The 19,736-nt window shown below is 61.5% G+C and carries 19 protein-coding genes and 1 tRNA gene; all 20 read right to left on the bottom strand.

Going from position 1 to position 19,736, the window contains the following annotated elements:
* Nucleotides 1–70 precede the first annotated feature (70 nt).
* Entirely contained in the window at nt 71–385 is a 315-nt protein-coding gene (locus tag ISG32_RS04505; RefSeq protein WP_194769857.1) for a DUF2818 family protein, read from the bottom strand.
* A gap of 35 nt (nt 386–420) precedes the next feature.
* The gene (nuoN, locus tag ISG32_RS04510; protein WP_194769858.1) at nt 421–1,914 is read right to left on the bottom strand and encodes an NADH-quinone oxidoreductase subunit NuoN; all 1,494 of its coding nucleotides are present in this window, start codon (nt 1,912–1,914) and stop codon (nt 421–423) included.
* A gap of 24 nt (nt 1,915–1,938) precedes the next feature.
* Nucleotides 1,939–3,414 carry an NADH-quinone oxidoreductase subunit M gene (locus tag ISG32_RS04515; RefSeq protein ID WP_194769859.1) on the bottom strand — a complete coding sequence of 492 codons (1,476 nt, stop codon included), beginning with the start codon at nt 3,412–3,414 and terminating at the stop codon, nt 1,939–1,941.
* Nucleotides 3,415–3,430: 16 nt separating this feature from the next.
* Entirely contained in the window at nt 3,431–5,470 is a 2,040-nt protein-coding gene (gene nuoL / locus ISG32_RS04520) for an NADH-quinone oxidoreductase subunit L (RefSeq protein ID WP_194769860.1), read from the bottom strand.
* A gap of 24 nt (nt 5,471–5,494) precedes the next feature.
* Nucleotides 5,495–5,803, bottom strand: coding sequence for an NADH-quinone oxidoreductase subunit NuoK (nuoK, locus tag ISG32_RS04525; RefSeq protein ID WP_166067093.1), 309 nt, complete (start codon nt 5,801–5,803; stop codon nt 5,495–5,497).
* Nucleotides 5,800–6,474 carry an NADH-quinone oxidoreductase subunit J gene (locus ISG32_RS04530; protein WP_194769861.1) on the bottom strand — a complete coding sequence of 225 codons (675 nt, stop codon included), beginning with the start codon at nt 6,472–6,474 and terminating at the stop codon, nt 5,800–5,802. The genes nuoK and ISG32_RS04530 overlap by 4 nt, the downstream gene beginning before the upstream one ends.
* Nucleotides 6,475–6,509: 35 nt before the next feature.
* Nucleotides 6,510–7,025: an NADH-quinone oxidoreductase subunit NuoI gene (gene nuoI, locus ISG32_RS04535; protein ID WP_166067095.1), complete on the bottom strand. Its 516-nt coding sequence runs from the start codon at nt 7,023–7,025 to the stop codon at nt 6,510–6,512.
* A 12-nt stretch (nt 7,026–7,037) separates the two neighbouring features.
* Nucleotides 7,038–8,114, bottom strand: coding sequence for an NADH-quinone oxidoreductase subunit NuoH (gene nuoH, locus ISG32_RS04540; protein ID WP_194769862.1), 1,077 nt, complete (start codon nt 8,112–8,114; stop codon nt 7,038–7,040).
* A complete protein-coding gene (gene nuoG, locus ISG32_RS04545; protein ID WP_194769863.1) occupies nt 8,111–10,246 on the bottom strand; it encodes an NADH-quinone oxidoreductase subunit NuoG in 2,136 nt (711 codons plus the stop codon). The genes nuoH and nuoG overlap by 4 nt, the downstream gene beginning before the upstream one ends.
* 23 nt (nt 10,247–10,269) lie before the next feature.
* On the bottom strand, nt 10,270–11,619 hold the full coding sequence (gene nuoF / locus ISG32_RS04550) for an NADH-quinone oxidoreductase subunit NuoF (RefSeq protein ID WP_194770417.1): 1,350 nt from the start codon (nt 11,617–11,619) through the stop codon (nt 10,270–10,272).
* On the bottom strand, nt 11,619–12,110 hold the full coding sequence (gene nuoE, locus ISG32_RS04555) for an NADH-quinone oxidoreductase subunit NuoE (protein ID WP_194769864.1): 492 nt from the start codon (nt 12,108–12,110) through the stop codon (nt 11,619–11,621). The genes nuoF and nuoE overlap by 1 nt, the downstream gene beginning before the upstream one ends.
* On the bottom strand, nt 12,107–13,360 hold the full coding sequence (locus ISG32_RS04560; protein WP_194769865.1) for an NADH-quinone oxidoreductase subunit D: 1,254 nt from the start codon (nt 13,358–13,360) through the stop codon (nt 12,107–12,109). Before ISG32_RS04560 ends, nuoE begins: the two co-directional genes overlap by 4 nt.
* Nucleotides 13,361–13,393: 33 nt before the next feature.
* Nucleotides 13,394–14,002, bottom strand: coding sequence for an NADH-quinone oxidoreductase subunit C (locus tag ISG32_RS04565; protein ID WP_194769866.1), 609 nt, complete (start codon nt 14,000–14,002; stop codon nt 13,394–13,396).
* 10 nt (nt 14,003–14,012) lie between these two features.
* Nucleotides 14,013–14,492, bottom strand: a complete 480-nt coding sequence (locus ISG32_RS04570) for a NuoB/complex I 20 kDa subunit family protein (RefSeq protein WP_166067101.1) — start codon at nt 14,490–14,492, stop codon at nt 14,013–14,015.
* A gap of 24 nt (nt 14,493–14,516) precedes the next feature.
* The gene (locus ISG32_RS04575) at nt 14,517–14,876 is read right to left on the bottom strand and encodes an NADH-quinone oxidoreductase subunit A (RefSeq protein ID WP_194769867.1); all 360 of its coding nucleotides are present in this window, start codon (nt 14,874–14,876) and stop codon (nt 14,517–14,519) included.
* Between the two features lie 77 nt (nt 14,877–14,953).
* Nucleotides 14,954–15,038 (bottom strand) — tRNA-Leu (locus ISG32_RS04580).
* Between the two features lie 125 nt (nt 15,039–15,163).
* Nucleotides 15,164–15,550, bottom strand: coding sequence for a preprotein translocase subunit SecG (secG, locus tag ISG32_RS04585; RefSeq protein WP_194769868.1), 387 nt, complete (start codon nt 15,548–15,550; stop codon nt 15,164–15,166).
* 46 nt (nt 15,551–15,596) lie between these two features.
* Nucleotides 15,597–16,346 (bottom strand): triose-phosphate isomerase, encoded by a 750-nt coding sequence (gene tpiA / locus ISG32_RS04590; RefSeq protein ID WP_194769869.1) that lies wholly within the window; start codon nt 16,344–16,346, stop codon nt 15,597–15,599.
* Nucleotides 16,343–17,347, bottom strand: a complete 1,005-nt coding sequence (locus ISG32_RS04595; RefSeq protein ID WP_228529603.1) for an NAD(P)H-quinone oxidoreductase — start codon at nt 17,345–17,347, stop codon at nt 16,343–16,345. Before ISG32_RS04595 ends, tpiA begins: the two co-directional genes overlap by 4 nt.
* 119 nt (nt 17,348–17,466) lie before the next feature.
* The gene (gene pnp, locus ISG32_RS04600) at nt 17,467–19,707 is read right to left on the bottom strand and encodes a polyribonucleotide nucleotidyltransferase (RefSeq protein WP_194769870.1); all 2,241 of its coding nucleotides are present in this window, start codon (nt 19,705–19,707) and stop codon (nt 17,467–17,469) included.
* Nucleotides 19,708–19,736 lie beyond the last annotated feature (29 nt).

A 19,736-nucleotide genomic window follows, 5' to 3' on the forward strand; every position in this document is an offset into this window, starting at 1 on the left:
CGTGAGCTGACGCGGCTTCGTCATGCGATCGAAAGACGGCATCAGGAGGCGCATGGTAGCGCCAAATGCGTCAGCCGCGGCGGCGCATCAAATAGCGGTACACGAAGCCCGGGAATGCGAGCGTGAGAAACAGGGTGCCGGTGATCGCGTAGAACTCCCAGCCTTGAGGGGAGTTCTGACCGACGCGGCGCTCGAGCAGCATGGCCACGACGCCGACGATGAAGTAAAGCACCACCAGTTCGAGCAGTCGAAGGGCGAAGGGCTTGTTGGCGCCCTTGGGCTTGGGAAGCGGCCCCACGAGCATGAGGCGCTGAGAAAGGAAAGGCCAGTTGGCGGCGGCGAACGCCGCCAGAATCACGAGCCAGATCGCGGCGGTCTGTGACATGCGGCCTCTTCCTTCTCTTGGTTGACGTCAGTCGATCAGGTTGCCAGCGCGCGCACGATGGCGTCAGCGCACAGGCTCATCAGGCCACCGGGCAGCAGGCCCAGCACCAGCAGCGCCGCAGCGTTGAGCGTGAGCACGGTGCGCACGTCCATTGGCGCGGACACGCTGGTGGCGGTGAGCGGCTTGTCGAAGTACATGACCTTGACGACGCGCAGGTAGTAGAACGCACCGATCAGCGACATGATCACGGCGAACACGGCCAGCGCGATGTGCGAGGTGGCGCCCGACGAAATCAGCGCCTGCAGCACCGAGAGCTTGGCGTAGAAGCCGACCAGCGGAGGAATGCCGGCCATGGAGAACAGGCAGATGGCCATCACGCCTGCGTACAGCGGGCTGCGTTGGTTCAGGCCTGCGAGGTCGGAGATCTCTTCGCTTTCGAAGCCGTCACGCGCCAACAGCAGGATCACGCCGAAGGCGGCCAGCGTGGTGAGCACGTAGGTCACCACGTAGAACATGGCGGCGCTGTAGGCGTTCTCGACGGCATTGGCGTCCACGTTGCCGTGGATGACGCCGGACATCAGGCCAAGGAGCACGAAGCCCATCTGCGAGATGGTCGAGTAGGCCAGCATGCGCTTGATGTTGGTCTGCAGCAGACCGGCCAAGTTGCCGATGAGCAGCGAGCAGACCGCCATCACCATCAGCATCTGTTGCCAGTCAAAGGCGAGCGGCAGCAGGCCATCGACCAGCAGACGCATGGTCATGCCGAAGGCCGCGAGCTTGGGCGCACTGCCGATCATCAGCGTGATCGACGTTGGCGCGCCTTGGTAGACGTCGGGCACCCACATGTGGAAAGGCACGACACCGAGCTTGAAGCCCAGACCCGCCACCACGAACACCGTACCGAACACCAGCACCTGGTGACGGATCTGACCGCCGTTGATGGCCTGGAACACCTGGCCGATGTCGAGCGAGCCGGTGGCGCCGTAGATCATCGACAGACCGTAGAGCAGGAAGCCCGAAGCCATCGCGCCGAGCACGAAATACTTCATCGCGGCCTCGACCGATTGCGAGTGATCGCGGCGCAGTGCCACCAGCGCGTAGCTGGCGAGAGTCAGCAGTTCGAGGCCGAGGTAGATGACCAGGAAATTGTTGGCGCCGATCATCACGAACATGCCCAGCAGGGCGAGCAGCGACAGCGTGAACATTTCGCCGCCGCGCAGCATGTCGCGGTCGGATGCGTAAGGACGTCCGTAGACCATCGTGACCATCATCGCCACGGCGGCGAAGCACTTGAGCCAGCTGCCCATGGCGTCGGAGACGACCATGTTGCCCCAACCGTAGAACGTGGAGCCGTTGCGGGCGTACATGGCTTCGAGCACGGCCACGACGAGCAGCGTGAGCAGCGTGAGGATGTAGGTCGGAGTGCGGCCCTTGCTCTTGACGCCCAGGTCGACCAGCGCGATCACGCAGGCCATGACCAGGAGGACGATCTCCGGATAAATTGCCAGCCAGCTGATGTTGTCAATCATTTCTTATCTCTCAATCCAGTCTGGTCAGTTCAGTTTCGACTGCGCCACATGCTTGATCAGCTCGGCAACCGAAACATCCATCACATCGGTGAATGGCTTCGGATACAGACCCATGTAGAGCACTGCGACAGCGAGGATCGCCAGCACGAGGAACTCGCGGCAGCCGATGTCCTTGAGTTCGGCGACATGGTCGTTGCCGATGGGGCCCAGATACACGCGCTTGTACATCCACAGCGTGTAGGCGGCACCGAAGATCAGCGCCGTGGCGGCGCCGAGGCCGATCCAGAAGTTGTACTGCACGGCACCCAGAATCACCATCCATTCGCCCACGAAACCGGCGGTCGCGGGCAGACCGCAGTTGGCCATGGCGAACAGCAGCGCGAAGGCGGCGAACTTGGGCATGGTGTTGACCACGCCGCCGTAGGCCGAGATTTCACGCGAGTGAACGCGGTCATACAGCACGCCGATGCACAGGAACATCGCGCCGGACACGAAGCCGTGGGCGATCATCTGCACGATGCCGCCGGAGATGCCGAGGCTGTTGAACATGAAGAAGCCCAACGTCACGAAGCCCATGTGAGCGACGGACGAGTAAGCCACCAGCTTCTTCATGTCGCGCTGGACCAGCGCCACCACGCCGACGTAGATCACGGCGACCAGCGACAGAGCGATCATGAGCCAGGCCCATTCACGCGCAGCATCGGGAGCGATCGGCAGCGAGAAGCGCAGGAAGCCATAGGCACCGAGCTTCAGCATGATCGCGGCCAGCACGGCGGAGCCACCGGTAGGCGCTTCCACGTGCACGTCCGGCAGCCAAGTGTGCACCGGGAACATCGGCACCTTCACCGCGAAGGCGGCGAAGAACGCAAAGAACAGCAGCGTCTGGGCCTTGCCCGACAGCGGCAGTTGATGCCATGTCGCGATGTCGAAGCTGCCGCCCGAGGCGTTGTACAGGTAGATCAGCGCGATCAGCATCAACAGCGAGCCGAACAGCGTGTACAGGAAGAACTTGAACGCGGCGTAGATGCGGTTCGGACCGCCCCAGATGCCGATGATCAGGTACATCGGGATCAGCGTGGCTTCGAAGAACACGTAGAACAGAATGCCGTCCAGCGCCGTGAACACGCCGATCATGATGCCCGAGAGGATCAGGAACGAAGCGAAGTACTGGTTCACGCGCTCGGTGATGTTCTCCCACGATGCGATCACCACGATGACGGTGATGAAGGCGGTCAGCGGAACGAACCAGAAGCTCAGGCCGTCCACGCCGAGGTGGTAGTGCACATTGAAGCGCTCGATCCACATGGCTTTTTCGACGAACTGCGCGGCAGCGGTCGTGTTGTCGAAACCGGAGAACATGGGCAGCGTGACCGCCAGCCCGACCAGTGCACCGATCAGCGCGATCCAGCGCACCATCGGTGCCTGGGAATCACGCCCGAAGAAGAGCAGCAGAACGCCAAAGGCGATCGGTGCCCAGATTGCAAGACTCAACAAACCCATTTTTATATTTCTCCTACTACTTGTTGAGCCACACGAAGTACGTCATGAGCGCGAACACACCCAGGATCATGACCAACGCGTAGTGATAGAGATAACCCGTCTGCCAGCGACGTGCCAGCTGACCGAGCTTGGCCATCAGCTTCCAGGAACCGTTGACGATGGCGCCATCGATGATCGCCTGATCGCCGACCTTCCAGAACAACGTGCCGAATGCGCGAGCGCCACGGGCGAAGATGTTTTCATAGACCCAGTCCACGCCGTACTTGCCTTCCAGAACCTGGTACAGACCGATGCTCTTGGAAATCGACATGATCTTCGCGGGGATTGCGGGCCAGACCATGTAGAACAGGTAGGCCGTCACCACACCGGCCAGCGCCAGCCAGAACGGCGCCGCGGTGAAGCCGTGCAGAGCCATGGAGAGCCAGTCGTGGATCTCGTGGCGCAAGGTGGCCATCGCGGGATGCTTGCTTTCATCGACGAAGATCACGCCCTTGAAGAAGTCACCCAGCACCATCGGGGCCAGCGCGATCGCGCCGATCACCACCGAAGGAATGGCCAGCAGCATCAGCGGACCGGTCACCACGAGTGGCGACTCATGCGGCTTGGCATCGTGGCCATGGCCGTGGTGGTCGTCATGCGCGTGATGGTCGTCATGGTGCGCATCGGGGTTCTGGTCGTAGCGTTCCTTGCCGTGGAAGACGATGAAGTACAGACGGAACGAGTAGAACGCCGTGATGAACACGCCGGCCAGCACCGCGAAGTTGGCGAAGCCGGTGGCAGGCAGGTTCGAAGCGTGCACCGCTTCGATGATCGCGTCCTTCGAGTAGAAGCCCGAGAAGAACGGCGTGCCGATCAGCGCGAGATTGCCCAGCAGGAACGTGAACCAGGTGATCGGCATGTACTTGCGCACGCCGCCCATCCAACGGATGTCCTGGTTGTGGTGCATGCCCATGATGACGGAACCGGCGCCAAGGAACAGCAGTGCCTTGAAGAACGCGTGCGTCATCAGGTGGAACACGGAAACCGAGTAGGCCGACACGCCCAGAGCGATGGTCATGTAGCCCAGCTGCGAGAGCGTGGAGTACGCGATCACGCGCTTGATGTCGTTCTGGATGATGCCCAGGATACCCATGAACAGCGCCGTGATGGAGCCGATCACGACGATCAGGTTGAGCGCCACGTCCGACATCTCGTAGAGAGGCGACATGCGCGAGACCATGAAGATGCCGGCCGTCACCATGGTGGCGGCGTGGATCAGCGCGGAGATGGGGGTGGGACCTTCCATCGAGTCGGGCAGCCATGCGTGCAGCGGGAACTGGGCCGACTTGCCCATCGCGCCCACGAACAGGCAGATGGCGGTCACGGTCACCAGCAGCCAGCCGGTGCCGGGCAGCACTGTGTTCTGCAGCTCGGGCAGCTTGGCGAAGATTTCCGAGTAGTTCAGCGTGCCGGTGTAGGCAGCGATCAGGCCGATGCCCAGGATGAAGCCGAAGTCACCCACACGGTTGACCAGAAAGGCCTTCATGTTGGCGAAGATCGCGGATTCCTTCTTGTAGTAGAAACCGATCAGCAGATACGACACCAGACCCACCGCTTCCCAGCCGAAGAACAGCTGCAGCAGGTTGTTGGCCATCACCAGCATCAGCATGGAGAAGGTGAACAGCGAGATGTACGAGAAGAAGCGGTCGTAGCCGTCGTCTTCCGCCATGTAGCCCATGGTGTAGATGTGGACCATCAGCGACACGAAGGTCACGACGCACATCATCATCGCGGTGATGCTGTCGATCAGGAAGCCGACTTCCATCTTCAGACCACCCACCTGCATCCAGGTGTAGATGGTCTGGTTGAACGTGGCGCCTTCGAAGACGACCTGCTTGAACACGAAAGCGGACAGCAGGAACGACAGCAGCACGCCGAGAATCGTCAGCGAACTGCTGCCGGTACGGCCGATCTTGTTGCCGCCAAAAGCGGTGCCCCAGATCCCCGCCAAGGCTGAGCCGACCAGCGGTGCCAGGGGCACTGCCAGCAGCATTGATGCATTAAGGGTTTGACTCATTCTTCAGAACCTTTGTTATGCGCCTCAACCCTTGAGGGTGTCGAGCTCTTCAGCGTTGATGTTGCGGTTGTTGCGGAACAGCAGCACCAGAATCGCCAGACCGATGGCCGACTCCGCGGCAGCCACTGTCAGGATGAAGAACACGAATACCTGGCCATGCATGTCGCCAAGGTAATGGGAGAACGCGACGAAATTCATATTGACGGCCAGCAGCATCAGCTCGATGGCCATCAGCAGAACGATGAGGTTCTTGCGATTGAGGAAAATGCCCACCACCGACATGGCGAACAGCATGGCGCCCAGTGCCAGAAAGTGACCCAAAGTCAAAGTCATTGTTTCTTCTCCTCAGCTGCGGTTTCAGCCTCTGGCGCAGCCGGTGCGACAGGCTTTTGCACAGCGTCCATCTTCACGACCTTCAGGCGGTCGGAAGCACGCACGCGGATCTGTTCGGATGCGCTGGTGGCCTTGCTGTCCTTGCGCTGACGCAGCGTCAGTGCAATCGCGGCGATCATCGCAACCAGCAGAATCACGGCGGCGATTTCAATCGGGTACAGATACTCGGTGTAGAGGAGCTTGCCCAGTTCCTTGGTGTTCGAATAAGGAATCACCTTGCCCGCAGCATCCAGCACCACGGCGGCGGCCTTGGGCTCTTCCATGCCGCGGAAACCGGTCATCAGCACGGCACCCATTTCGAAGGCGACCAGCGCGCCGATGAAGGCGGCCAGCGGGAAGTGCCGCCAGAAGCCCTGACGCACGGTGTCGATGTTGATGTCCAGCATCATCACCACGAACAGGAACAGCACCATCACGGCGCCGAGGTACACGAGCACCAGAGCGATGCCGAGGAATTCAGCCTTGAGCAGCAGCCAGATGGCTGCCGCCTGCGAGAAGGCCAGAATCAGATTGAGCACGGCGTGCACGGGATTGCGCGCGGTGATCACCCGGAAGGCTGCAAACAGCAGCACTGCCGAGAACAGGTAGAAAAAGGCGGTTTTGGCGTCCATGAATCGAATCTTCTTTTCTAGATCAAGGAGCCGCTTCAGCGGTACTTGGCATCCGCCGCCTTGTTGGCGGCGATTTCGGCTTCATAACGATCGCCCACCGCCAGGAGCATGTCCTTGGTGTAGTACAGATCGCCACGCTTTTCGCCGTGGTATTCGAAGATGTGCGTCTCGACGATGGAGTCCACCGGGCAGCTTTCTTCGCAGAAACCGCAGAAGATGCACTTGGTCAGATCGATGTCGTAGCGTGTGGTGCGGCGTGAGCCGTCATCGCGGACATCCGATTCGATGGTGATGGCCATCGCCGGGCAGACGGCTTCGCAGAGCTTGCAGGCAATGCAGCGCTCTTCGCCATTGTCGTAACGGCGCAGGGCGTGCAGGCCACGGAAACGCGGCGAGAGAGGCGTCTTTTCCTCGGGGAACTGCACCGTGATCTTGCGACGGAAGGTGTAGCGGCCGGTCAGGGCCATGCCCTTGGCGAGTTCCCAGAGCATGAAGCTCTTGAAGAAATCCTTGATGGAGAAATTAGACGCAGGAGCGGTCACGGTAGTCATTCTTGTCCCCGCTTATTTCCAGATGTTCCATGGCGACAGCAGCCAGGCGGCAATCACGAGCAGCCAGATCAGCGTCACAGGAATGAAGATCTTCCAGCCCAGGCGCATGATCTGGTCATAGCGGAAGCGCGGGAAGGTTGCGCGGATCCAGATGAACATGGACACCACGAGGAAGGTCTTGATCGCCAGCCAGATCCAGCCGGGGATGAAGCCGAGGAAGTCGAACGGCGGCAACCAGCCGCCGAGGAACATGATCACGGCGAGGATCGACACGAGCCACATGCTGGCGTATTCAGCCAGGAAGAACACCGCGAAGCCCATGCCCGAGTACTCGACCATGTGACCGGCCACGATTTCCGCTTCGCCTTCGACCACGTCAAACGGGTGGCGGTTGGTTTCAGCGACCGAGGAGATCAGATAGACGATGAAGATCGGGAACAGCGGCAGCCAGTTCCACGACAGGAAGCTTGCGCCCATGCTGGCGAACTGACCTTGCGATTGACCGGCGACGATCTCGGTCAGGTTCATCGAACCCGACACCATGATCACCACCAGGAAGCAGAAGCCCATGGCGATTTCGTAGGACACCATCTGCGCCGACGCGCGCAGCGCACCGAGGAAAGCGTACTTGGAGTTTGACGACCAGCCGGCGATGATCACACCGTAGACTTCGATCGAGGTGATCGCCATGATCAGCAGCAGACCTGCGTTCACGTTGGCCAGAGCGACATCGGGAGCGAAGGGAATCGCCACCCATGCGGCCAGCGCCGGCATGATCGCCATCAGCGGGCCCAGATAGAACAGGCCCTTGGCGGCAGCGGTCGGCTGGATCAGCTCCTTGGTCATCAACTTCAGGCCGTCGGCCAGAGGTTGCAGCAGACCCATGGGGCCCACGCGGTTGGGACCAAAGCGGATCTGCATGAAGCCCAGCAGCTTGCGCTCCCACAGCGTGAGGTAGGCCACGGCGCCCATGAGCGGCGCGACGATGCAGACGATCTTCAGGAGAATCCAGAGCACCGGCCACACCACGGCCGTCCACCAGCTGGCGCTGATGGCGTTCAGGCCGCCGTTGTAGATTGCGTCGATCATTGCGCGGCTCCCTTCAGTGCTGCGCGACCGTCAGCAGTCAGTTGCAGCGAAGGCGCACGGCGCACCAGGCTGTCCAGTTGGTAGATGCTGGCAACGCAAGGCTCGCCTGCAGCGGCGCTGGCCGCCTTCAGAGGTGCGGACGTCGCGTTGTTCAGCAGTTCGGCGGGCACCTGCGTCACTTCACCGGCTTGCTTGCCGGTGATGCGGGTGAGCACGTCCTGCGAGGTTTCGTAGTTCATGTCGGCCAGGCCCATCAGATTGCCCAGCACGCGCAGCACCTTCCATGCGGGACGCGCATCGCCTGCGGGCTTGACCACGGCGTGGAAGCTCTGCACGCGGCCTTCCGCGTTCACGAACGTGCCGGCGGTTTCGCTGAACGGCGTGATCGGCAGCAGCACGTCGCTGAAGTCCATGTTGGTCTTGAACGGGCTCATGGTCACGACCATCTGCGCGTTGTTCAGACCGGCCTTGGCGGCGGCGCCAGCGGCGGAGTCGAACTCGGGCTCGGTGTTCAGCAGCAGCGCGGCCTTGAGGGCGCCCTGCAGCATCTGGCCTGCATTCAGACCACCTTGCTGCGGCTGGGCCTTGACCCATTGCGCACCGACGGTGTTGGCCGCTTCGGTCAGGTAACCGACGGACGCGCCGGTGTTCTCGCCGATCCATTGGGCCAGAGCCAGCAGGTTCGAAGCGTAGCCATGGTGCGCGGCGGCGTTGCCCAGCAGGATCGCCTTGCGTTCACCGGACAGCAACGAGGCCGCCACGGCACGCGCGCCTTCGCTCACGCTGTCCACGGCGATCGGTGTCGGCATCGACTTCTCGGCGGCGACGGCGGCGACCACCTGCGCCAGCGCATCGGTCCACATCGCGGCTGGAGCCACGATCGCCTGCGATACGGGCATGGCCCAGTCGTAGACCTTGGCGTTGATCGCGTTGACCGCGCAGCCCTTGCGGGTGGCCTGACGGATGCGCTGCGCGAACAGCGGATGGTCCTTGCGCAGATTGGAGCCGACGACCAGCACCGACTGCAGCGTCGACAGCGATGCGATCGATGTGCCCAGCCATTGCACGCCTTCGCCCTTGGCGAATTCGGCGTTGCGCAGACGGTGGTCGATGTTGTCGCTGCCCACACCGCGCACGAGCGCGCCGGCCAGATACAGTTCTTCCAGCGTGCTGTGCGGGCTCACCAGAGCGCCGATGCTGTCTGCACCGTGGTCGTTCTTGATGCCGCGCAGACCATTGGCCACGTATTCGAGAGCGGTCTGCCAGTCGACTTCCTTCCACTCGCCGCCCTGCTTGAGCATGGGCTTGGTGAGGCGGTCGTCGCTGTTCAGCGCTTCATAGGAGAAGCGGTCGCGGTCGGCGATCCAGCATTCGTTGACGTCTTCGTTCTCGAGCGGAACGACGCGCATGACCTTGTGGTTCTTGACCTGAACGATCAGGTTCGAGCCTGTCGAATCGTGCGGCGACACCGACTTGCGGCGCGACAGCTCCCAGGTGCGGGCGCTGTAGCGGAAAGGCTTGCTGGTGAGCGCGCCGACCGGGCAGATGTCGATCATGTTGCCCGAGAGTTCGGAGTCGACCGTATCGCCCACGACCGTGGTGATTTCGGAATGCTCGCCACGATGGATCATGCCCAGCTCCATCACGCCGGCCACTTCCTGACCGAAACGCACGCAGCGGGTGCAGTGGATGCAGCGGCTCATTTCCTGCATGGAAATCAGCGGACCGACGTCCTTGACGGGAACGACGCGCTTTTCTTCTTCATAGCGCGAACCGCTGCCGCCGTAGCCGACGGCCAGATCCTGCAGCTGGCACTCGCCGCCCTGATCGCAGATCGGGCAATCCAGCGGGTGATTGATCAGCAGGAATTCCATCACCGATTGCTGGGCCTTGATGGCCTTGTCGCTCTTGGTGCGGACAATCATGCCCTGCGTCACCGGCGTGGCGCAGGCGGGCATCGGCTTGGGAGCCTTTTCGACATCCACAAGGCACATGCGGCAGTTGGCCGCGATGGACAGCTTCTTGTGGTAGCAGAAGTGTGGAATGTAGGTACCGGCCTTCTCGGCGGCATGCATGACCATGCTGCCTTCCGATATCTCTACCTTCTTACCGTCCAGTTCAATTTCAACCATATTGTTTCTCGCGATCCGGCGGCTTATGCAGCCTGCTTGGAAGCGTTCTGGATCTTCGCTTCAAACTCGTGACGGAAGTGCTTGATCATGGCGCGCACCGGCATCGCTGCCGCATCGCCGAGCGCACAGATCGTGCGGCCCATGATGTTCAGTGACACCGAATCCAGCAATTCGATATCTTCCGGACGGCCTTCGCCGTGCTGAATGCGGTTGACCACGCGCCACAGCCAGCCCGTGCCTTCGCGGCAGGGGGTGCACTGTCCGCACGATTCGTGGGAATAGAAGTACGACAGACGCAGCAGGCTCTCGACCATGTCGCGCGAGTCGTCCATCACGATCACGGCGCCCGAGCCCAGCATCGAGCCGGCCTTGGAGATGGAGTCGTAGTCCATCGTGCATTGCATCATGATGTCGGCGGGCAGCACCGGCGACGAGGATCCACCGGGGATCACGGCCTTGAGCTTGCGGCCGGTGCGCACACCGCCCGCGAGCTCCAGCAAGGTGCTGAATGGCGTACCCATCGGCACTTCGAAGTTGCCGGGGTTGTTCACGTCACCGCTCACCGAGAAGATCTTGGTGCCGCCGTTGTTGGGCTTGCCGCATTCGAGGTAGGCCTGGCCACCGTTGCGGATGATCCAGGGCACGGCCGCGAACGTTTCCGTGTTGTTGATGGTCGTCGGCTTGCCGTACAGACCGAAGCTGGCCGGGAACGGTGGCTTGAAGCGCGGTTGGCCCTTCTTGCCTTCAAGCGATTCCAGCAGCGCGGTTTCTTCGCCGCAGATGTAGGCGCCGAAACCGTGGGCGGCATGCAGCTGGAAGCTGAAGCTGCTGCCCATGATGTTGTCGCCGAGGAATCCGGCCGCACGGGCTTCTTCCAGAGCCGCTTCGAAGCGGTCATACACTTGGAAAATTTCGCCGTGGATGTAGTTGTAGCCCACCGTGATGCCCATCGCATACGCGGCAATGATCATGCCTTCGATGACGATGTGGGGGTTGAACATCAGGATGTCGCGGTCCTTGCAGGTACCGGGCTCGCCCTCGTCCGAGTTGCAGACGAGGTGCTTCTGGCCGGGGAACTGGCGGGGCATGAAGCTCCACTTCAGACCCGTGGGGAAGCCTGCGCCGCCACGGCCACGCAAACCGCTTTCCTTCATGGTGGCGATCACCTGGTCCTGCGTCAGACCTTCGCCGCCGTCCTTGCCGAGGAGCTTGCGCAGCGCGACGTAGCCGCCGCGTGCCTCGTAGTCCTTGATGGACCAGTTGCTGCCGTTCAGACCTGCGTAGATCTGCGGATTGATGTGACGGTCGTGGAAGCAGGTCTCGACACCCGTGGATGCGAACTTGTCCAGAACCGCATTGGCTGCTGCGTTCATCATGCCTTGCCCTCCGCGGCCTTCAGGTCAGCGATCAACTCGTCGAGTTTTTCGTTGCTCATGAAGCTGCACATGTGGCGGTCATTCACCAGCATCACGGGCGAATCGGCGCAGGCGCCGAGACATTCCGACTGCTGCAGCGTGAACATGCCATCGGCCGTGGTCTCGCCCATCTTCACGCCGAGCCTGTGCTCGAGGTGGTGCAGCGCCTTGTAGCCGTCGCGCAGCTGGCATGGCAGGTTGGTGCACACGTTGAGCTTGTACTTGCCGACGGGCTGCTGGTTGTACATGTTGTAGAACGTGGTGACTTCGTGCACCGCGATCTCTGGCATGCCCAGCACTTCGGCGATCACCGCCTCGCTCTCGGCACTCACCCAGCCCTGTTCCTGCTGGACGATGGACAGGCACGCCATGACGGCGGACTGCTTCTGGTCAGCCGGGTACTTGGCCACCTCACGCGCAAAGCGTTCTTTGGTCGCTTCGGTAATCATCGGTCAACGTCTCCAAACACGATGTCCAGGGTGCTCAGCACCATCACAGCATCGGCCAGCATGTGGCCGCGGCACAGTTCGTCCATGGCGGACAGATGTGCGAATCCTGGTGGACGGATCTTCAGGCGATAAGGCTTGTTCGCACCATCGCTGATCAGGTAAATGCCGAACTCGCCCTTGGGGTGTTCGACGGATGCGTAGGCTTCGCCTTCCGGCACGTGGAAGCCTTCGGTGAAGAGCTTGAAATGGTGGATCAGATCCTCCATGTTGCTCTTCATGCCTTCACGGTCCGGCGGTGCGATCTTGTTGTTGTCGGTGATGACCGGGCCGGGGTTGGCCTTGAGCCAGTCCACGCACTGCTTGATGATGCGGTTGGACTCGCGCATTTCGGCCACGCGCACGAGATAGCGGTCGTAGCAGTCGCCCTTGGTGCCCACCGGCACGTCGAAGTCCATGCGGTCATAGACTTCGTAGGGCTGCGTCTTTCGCATGTCCCAGGCCACGCCGGATGCACGCAGCATCGGGCCGGTCAGGCCGAGGTTCATCGCGCGCTCTGCGGTCACCACGCCGATGTCCACGTTGCGCTGCTTCCAGATGCGGTTGTCGGTGAGCAGTGTTTCGTACTCGTCGCAATTCTTGGGGAAGCGGGCCGTGAAATCGTCGATGAAGTCGAGCAGCGTGCCCTGACGGTTCTTGTTGATTTCCTCGATGGCGCGGGCGTTGCGGATCTTGCTCGCCTTGTACTGCGGCATCGATTCCGGCAGATCGCGGTAGACACCGCCCGGACGGAAGTAAGCGGCGTGCATGCGCGCGCCAGAGACGGCCTCGTACATGTCCATCAGGTCTTCACGTTCGCGGAACGAGTAGATCAGGATGGTGGAACTGCCCGCGTCGTTGCCCGAGGAACCCAGCCACATCAGGTGATTCATGATGCGGGTGATTTCGGAATACATCACGCGGATGTACTGCGCGCGGATCGGCACCTCGATGCCGAGCAGCTTCTCAATCGCGAGGCAGTAGGCATGCTCATTGCACATCATCGAGCAGTAATCCAGTCGGTCCATGTAGGGCAGCGACTGGATGTAGGTCTTGCTCTCGGCGAGCTTCTCGGTTGCGCGGTGCAGCAGGCCGATGTGGGGGTCGGCACGCTGGACGACTTCGCCGTCCAGCTCCAGCACCAGACGCAGCACACCGTGCGCTGCCGGGTGCTGCGGACCAAAGTTCAGGGAATAGTTCTTGATTTCAGCCATGTTCTTCCGTCAAAAAGGCGCCATAGGCGCCTCTCAGTGCAGGCCTCCGTATTTGTCTTCCCGGATGATGCGCGGCGTGATCTCGCGGGGCTCGATGGTGACCGGCTGGTACACGACACGGGCAGCCTCGGCGTCGTAACGCATTTCGACATGACCGGAGAGCGGGAAGTCCTTGCGGAACGGGTGACCGATGAAGCCGTAGTCCGTGAGAATGCGGCGCAGATCGTCGTGGCCATCGAACACGATGCCATACAGGTCGAACGCCTCGCGCTCGAACCAGTTGGCAGCGCTCCAGATCTCGGACAGCGTGGGCAGCACGGGAAAGTCGTCGTCGGCGCAGAACACACGCACGCGCACGCGCTGGTTCAGGCTGATCGAGAGCAGGTGCGACACTGCGGCGAAGCGCGGGCCATCCGTGCCAACACCGGCATAGTCGGAATAGTCGACGCCACACAGATCCAGCAGGACCTCGAACTTGCAGCCCGGCGCATCGTGCAGCAGACGCATCGCATCCACATAGTGGGCCGGGGACACTTCGATCGTCACTTCGTCGAGCGCCACCGTCACCGAGCGAGCTTTGTCGCCCAGCACTGCAGCCAGATTGCTTTTCAGGACTTCAGGGTGAATTGCATTGACAGTCATGTTCACCTCTTCAGACACGAGCAATGGTGTGGGTGCGGCGAATCTTCTGCTGCAACTGGATGATGCCGTAGATCAGCGCTTCGGCCGTCGGAGGGCAGCCGGGCACATAGACGTCCACCGGCACGATGCGGTCGCAGCCGCGCACCACGGAGTAACTGTAGTGGTAGTAGCCGCCGCCATTGGCGCACGACCCCATGGAGATCACCCAGCGGGGCTCGGACATCTGGTCGTACACCTTGCGCATGGCGGGAGCCATCTTGTTGCACAGCGTGCCGGCCACGATCATCAGATCGGAGTGGCGTGGGCTGGCGCGGAACACTTCGGCGCCGAAGCGGCCGATGTCGTAACGCGCGGCGGCCGCATGCATCATCTCCACCGCACAACAGGCCAGACCGAAGGTCATGGGCCAAATCGATCCGGTCTTGGCCCAGTTCACCACCGAGTCGTAGCTCGTGGTGACGAAGCCCTTGCTCATCACACCTTCAATCATCGCGTTTGTCCTTGTTGCGAGCGGTTATTCCCAGTCCAGGGCGCCCTTTTTCCACTCGTAGGCGAAGCCCACGACCAGAATGGCCAGGAAGACCAGCACTGCCACAAATCCTGTCATGCCGACGTCTTGCAGAGTCACCGCCCACGGGAAGAGGAAGGCGATTTCCAGATCGAACAGGATGAAGAGAATGGCAACGAGGTAGTAACGCACATCGAACTTCATTCGAGCGTCATCAAATGCCTCAAAGCCGCATTCGTAAGGGGAGTTTTTTGCCGCGTCCGGGCGATTGGGGCCCAGAATGTACCCCAAAAGCAGAGGTACGACGCCTACGCCGATCCCCACCAGGATGAACAGGAGGACGGGGAGGTATTGATCGAGGTTCATCGGAGGCGCTCACCGCAGAAGGCCAGAACCCAGGCTTGTTGCTTGCTCGAACAAGCCTGGGATTGGTCTTTGTGTATTGGTGCCGTCGGCGAGACTCGAACTCGCACAGCTTTCGCCACTACCCCCTCAAGATAGCGTGTCTACCAATTTCACCACGACGGCTTTTGACTGTGTCCGGATGGCATGAGGAACCTGCTTCGCAGATTTGTTTGGCTTTCCAGACAGAACGAAATTCTACCCCGGAAAAACCCTGTCACAACCAAAGAACGGAAATATTTCTCAGCTTTTTAGTTTTTAGGAATTTCCGCAGCGCCAGATGCAGGCACGGCAGCGGGAACCGCCACGTCGGAAGCGGCTGCGGATGCATCGCCAGCAGGGGCCGCGGCAGGAATCGATGCCGCAGGGCCTTCAAGCACGCTGCCGGTGCTCGCGGGACGCGCATTGCCAAAGTAGGCCAGCGCCAGCGTCGTCACGAAAAACACCGTCGCCAGAGCGGCCGTGGTGCGCGACAGGAAGTTGGCGCTGCCCGATGCCCCGAACAGACTGCCCGAGCTGCCGCTGCCGAATGCCGCGCCCATGTCTGCACCCTTGCCGTGCTGCACCAGGATCAGACCGATCATGCCGAGGGCGGACAGGATCTGCACCGCCAGAATAATGTTGACAACCATACCCATGTTCAAACTCCTAAATTGCTCGTACCGTTGCTGCCACCAGCGTTGATCACTGGGCCGCAGAAATGATTTGCAGGAAATCGGCCGCCTTGAGCGACGCGCCCCCCACCAGCCCGCCATCAATGTCGGGCTGCGCAAGCAGCTCCGCCGCGTTGGCCGCGTTCATGCTGCCGCCGTAAAGCAGCTTGATGCCAGCGGCCTTCTGCGATGCCGCGGCCAACTGGGCACGCAGCACGGCGTGCACCTGCTGCGCCTGCTCGGGCGATGCCGTCTTGCCCGTGCCGATGGCCCATACCGGTTCATACGCCACGATGATTTCGCTCACGCAATGGCTCACCGAATGGATCGCGGCAGCCAGCTGGCGCTTGACCACAGCCTCGGTCTTGCCCTCTTCGCGCTCCGCAAGCGTCTCGCCCACGCAGACGATCGGCGTGATGCCGGCCGACAGTGCGCGCTGCGCCTTGGCACCGACGATGGCGTCGGTTTCACCGTGGTACTGGCGACGCTCCGAATGCCCGACCAGCACGTAACGCGCACCGAACTCCTTGAGCATGCCCGCCGACATCTCGCCAGTGTAGGCACCCGATTCGTGCGCCGACAGATCCTGCGCCGCCAGCGCGATGGGCGAATTGGCGACCAGTTGCTGCACCTGCGCAAGATAGGGAGCAGGCACGGCGACGGCGATGTCGCAGCGCGCACGCGCACCGACACCTTCGCGCAGCGCGCTCAGCAGCGCGGCATTGGCAGCCAGACTGCCATTCATCTTCCAGTTTCCGGCGATGAGTTTCTTGTTGTTCATGTGCCCCAAGTCAGAATGATCTTGCCTGTATGTTGATTGGATTCCATCAGTTCGTGGGCCCGCGCCGCCTCCGCCGCCGGGAACACGCTGTGAATGATGGGTCGCACCTTGCCGGATTCAAGCAGTGGCCAGACTCGCTCGCAGAGCGCCTGCGCAATCGCCGCCTTGAACGCCACGGGACGAGGACGCAGCGTCGAACCGGTGATCGTGATGCGACGACGCAGCACAAGCCCCGCGTTGAATTCCGATTTCACGCCGCCCTGCACCGCGATGATGACGATACGGCCATCTTCGGCGACGCACTCGACCTCGCGCGCGACATAGTCGCCCGCCACCATGTCGAGCACCACATCGGCACCCTTGCCATCCGTGATGCGCTTGACCTCGGCGACGAAGTCCTGCGTCTTGTAGTTGATCGCGTGATCCGCACCGAGCGACAGGCAGTTCGCGCACTTGTCGTCGCTGCCGGCCGTCACGATGACCGTGGCGCCGAAGGCCTTGGCCAGTTGAATCGCCGTCACGCCGATACCGCTGCTGCCACCCTGAATGAGCAGGGTCTCGCCCGCCTTCAGCTGGCCACGGTCAAACACATTGCTCCAGACCGTGAAGAAGGTCTCGGGCAATGACGCCGCTTCAACGTCACTCAGTCCCGCAGGCGCGGGCAGGCACTGCTCGACCGGCGCCACGCACCACTCGGCATAGCCGCCGCCGGCCACCAGAGCGCACACGCGGTCACCCACGCGGATGCCCGCCTTCGCCATCGCGTCGGCGTCGCCCGATTCCACCACGCCAGCGACCTCAAGCCCCGGAATGTCGGAGGCTCCGGGCGGCGGAGCATAGTGCCCTTTGCGCTGAATCACGTCCGGGCGGTTGACACCGCTGGCCAGCACACGAATCAACAACTCGCCCTTGCCCGCATTCGGCATGGGGCGCTCACTCAACTTCAGGCCCTCGGGCGGACCAAATGCCGTGATTTCCACGGCGCGCATGTTCGTCGTCATCCTGAGTCATCCGAGTTGCTGAGCCCATCCATTCCACGCGGAATCAAGACAGGCCCATCAATTCAAAAACGAAACTGCCGCAAGCCATTTCTGGCTTGCGGCATCCAGCCCTTCAGCGTTTATTGCTGCTGTTGCTGTTGTTGGTCGTCGCGGTTCTCACGACGCTCGCCACGGTCATCGCGACGCTCGCGGCGTTCGCCGCCACGGTCACCGCGATCACCCCGGTCACCACGCTCTTGCGGAGCGGGACGGCCGCTGTCGCCGGCAGGACGATCCAGCAGCGCCTTCATGGACAGCTTGACGCGGCCCTTTTCGTCGGTTTCCAGAACCTTGACCTTGACGATCTGGCCTTCCTTCAGATAGTCGGATACCTTCTCCACGCGCTCGTGAGCGATCTGGGAGATGTGCAGCAGACCATCCTTGCCTGGCAGCAGATTGATCAACGCGCCGAAGTCCAGAATCTTGGTGATCGGACCTTCGTAGATCTTGCCGATTTCGACTTCGGCGGTGATCTCTTCGATGCGGCGCTTGGCTTCGTCAGCCTTTGCACCGTCGGTTGCGGCGATGGTGATGGTGCCATCTTCCTCGATGTTGATCTGCGTGCCGGTTTCTTCGGTCAGCGCACGGATCGTCGCGCCGCCCTTGCCGATCACGTCACGGATCTTCTCGGGGTTGATCTTCATCGTGTAGAGCTTGGGAGCGAAGCTCGAGACTTCGGTCTTTGCCTCGCCCATGGCGTCCTGCATCTTGCCCAGAATGTGCATGCGCGCTTCCTTGGCCTGAGCCAGAGCGACCTGCATGATTTCCTTGGTGATACCCTGGATCTTGATGTCCATCTGCAGCGCAGTGATGCCGTTGGTGGTACCGGCCACCTTGAAGTCCATGTCACCCAGGTGATCTTCGTCACCCAGAATGTCGGTCAGCACGGCGAAGCGGTTGTCTTCCTTGATCAGGCCCATGGCGATACCAGCCACGTGCGCCTTCATCGGAACACCAGCGTCCATCATCGACAGGCAGCCGCCGCAGACCGAAGCCATCGACGAAGAACCGTTCGATTCGGTGATTTCAGACACCACACGGATCGTGTAGGGGAACTCTTCCTTGGTCGGCAGCACGGCAACCAGCGCGCGCTTGGCCAGACGACCATGACCGATTTCGCGGCGCTTGGTCGAACCCATGCGGCCCACTTCGCCGGTGGCAAAGGGAGGCATGTTGTAGTGGAAAATGAAGCGGTCTTCGAACTCACCGGCCAGCGCATCGATGCGCTGCGCGTCGCGCTCGGTGCCCAGAGTGGAGATCACCAGAGCCTGGGTTTCACCGCGTGTGAACAGCGCGGAGCCGTGGGTGCGTGGCAGCACGGAGTTGCGGATTTCGATGGGGCGCACGGTGCGTGTGTCGCGACCGTCGATACGTGGCTCGCCGGCCAGAATCTGGCTGCGAACGATCTTGGCTTCGATGTCGAACAGCAGTCCTTCAACCTTCACCGAATCAAACTCAACGCCTTCAGCCTTGAGCGAAGCCAGCACCGAAGCCGATGCTTCACGCAGAGCTTGCGTACGGGCCTGCTTGCTGCGGATCTGGTAGGCGGCGCGCAGCTTTTCTTCAGCCAGTTGCGAAACCTTGGCGATGAAGGCTTCGTCCTTGGCGGGAGCTTGCCAATCCCACACGGGCTTGCCAGCGTCGCGCACCAGTTCGTGAATCGCGTTGATGGCGATCTTGCCCTGTTCGTGACCGAACACCACGGCGCCCAGCATCACTTCTTCGGGCAGTTGCTGCGCTTCGGACTCGACCATCAGCACGGCCGCTTCAGTGCCGGCGACGACGAGATCCATCTGCGAATTCTTGCGCTCGGTCTGACCGGGATTCAGAACGTATTCACCGTTGATGTAACCCACGCGGGCCGCACCGATCGGGCCGTTGAACGGAATGCCGGAGATCGACAGAGCTGCGGACACGGCGATCATCGCGGCGATGTCGGCATCAACTTCAGGGTTCAGCGAAATGGTGTGGATGACCACGTGCACTTCGTTGTAGAAACCTTCGGGGAACAGCGGACGGATCGGGCGGTCGATCAGGCGGCTGGTCAGGGTTTCAAGTTCGCTGGGCTTGGCTTCACGCTTGAAGAAGCTGCCGGGGATCTTTCCTGCGGCGTATGTCTTCTCGATGTAGTCCACGGTCAGCGGGAAGAAATCCTGGCCGGCCTTGGCATTCTTGGAACCGACGACGGTGGCGAGCACCACGGTGTCATCGATGTTGACGAGCACGGCGCCGGAAGCCTGACGCGCGATTTCACCGGTTTCCATGACGACGGTCTTGTCGCCCCACTGGAAGCTCTTGGTCACTTTGTTGAACATGGTCATGTAATGAACTCCATTCATTGTTGTTGGTG

It is taken from the genome of Diaphorobacter caeni (assembly GCF_015354245.1).
Classification (GTDB): Bacteria; Pseudomonadota; Gammaproteobacteria; order Burkholderiales; family Burkholderiaceae_C; genus Diaphorobacter_A; species Diaphorobacter_A caeni.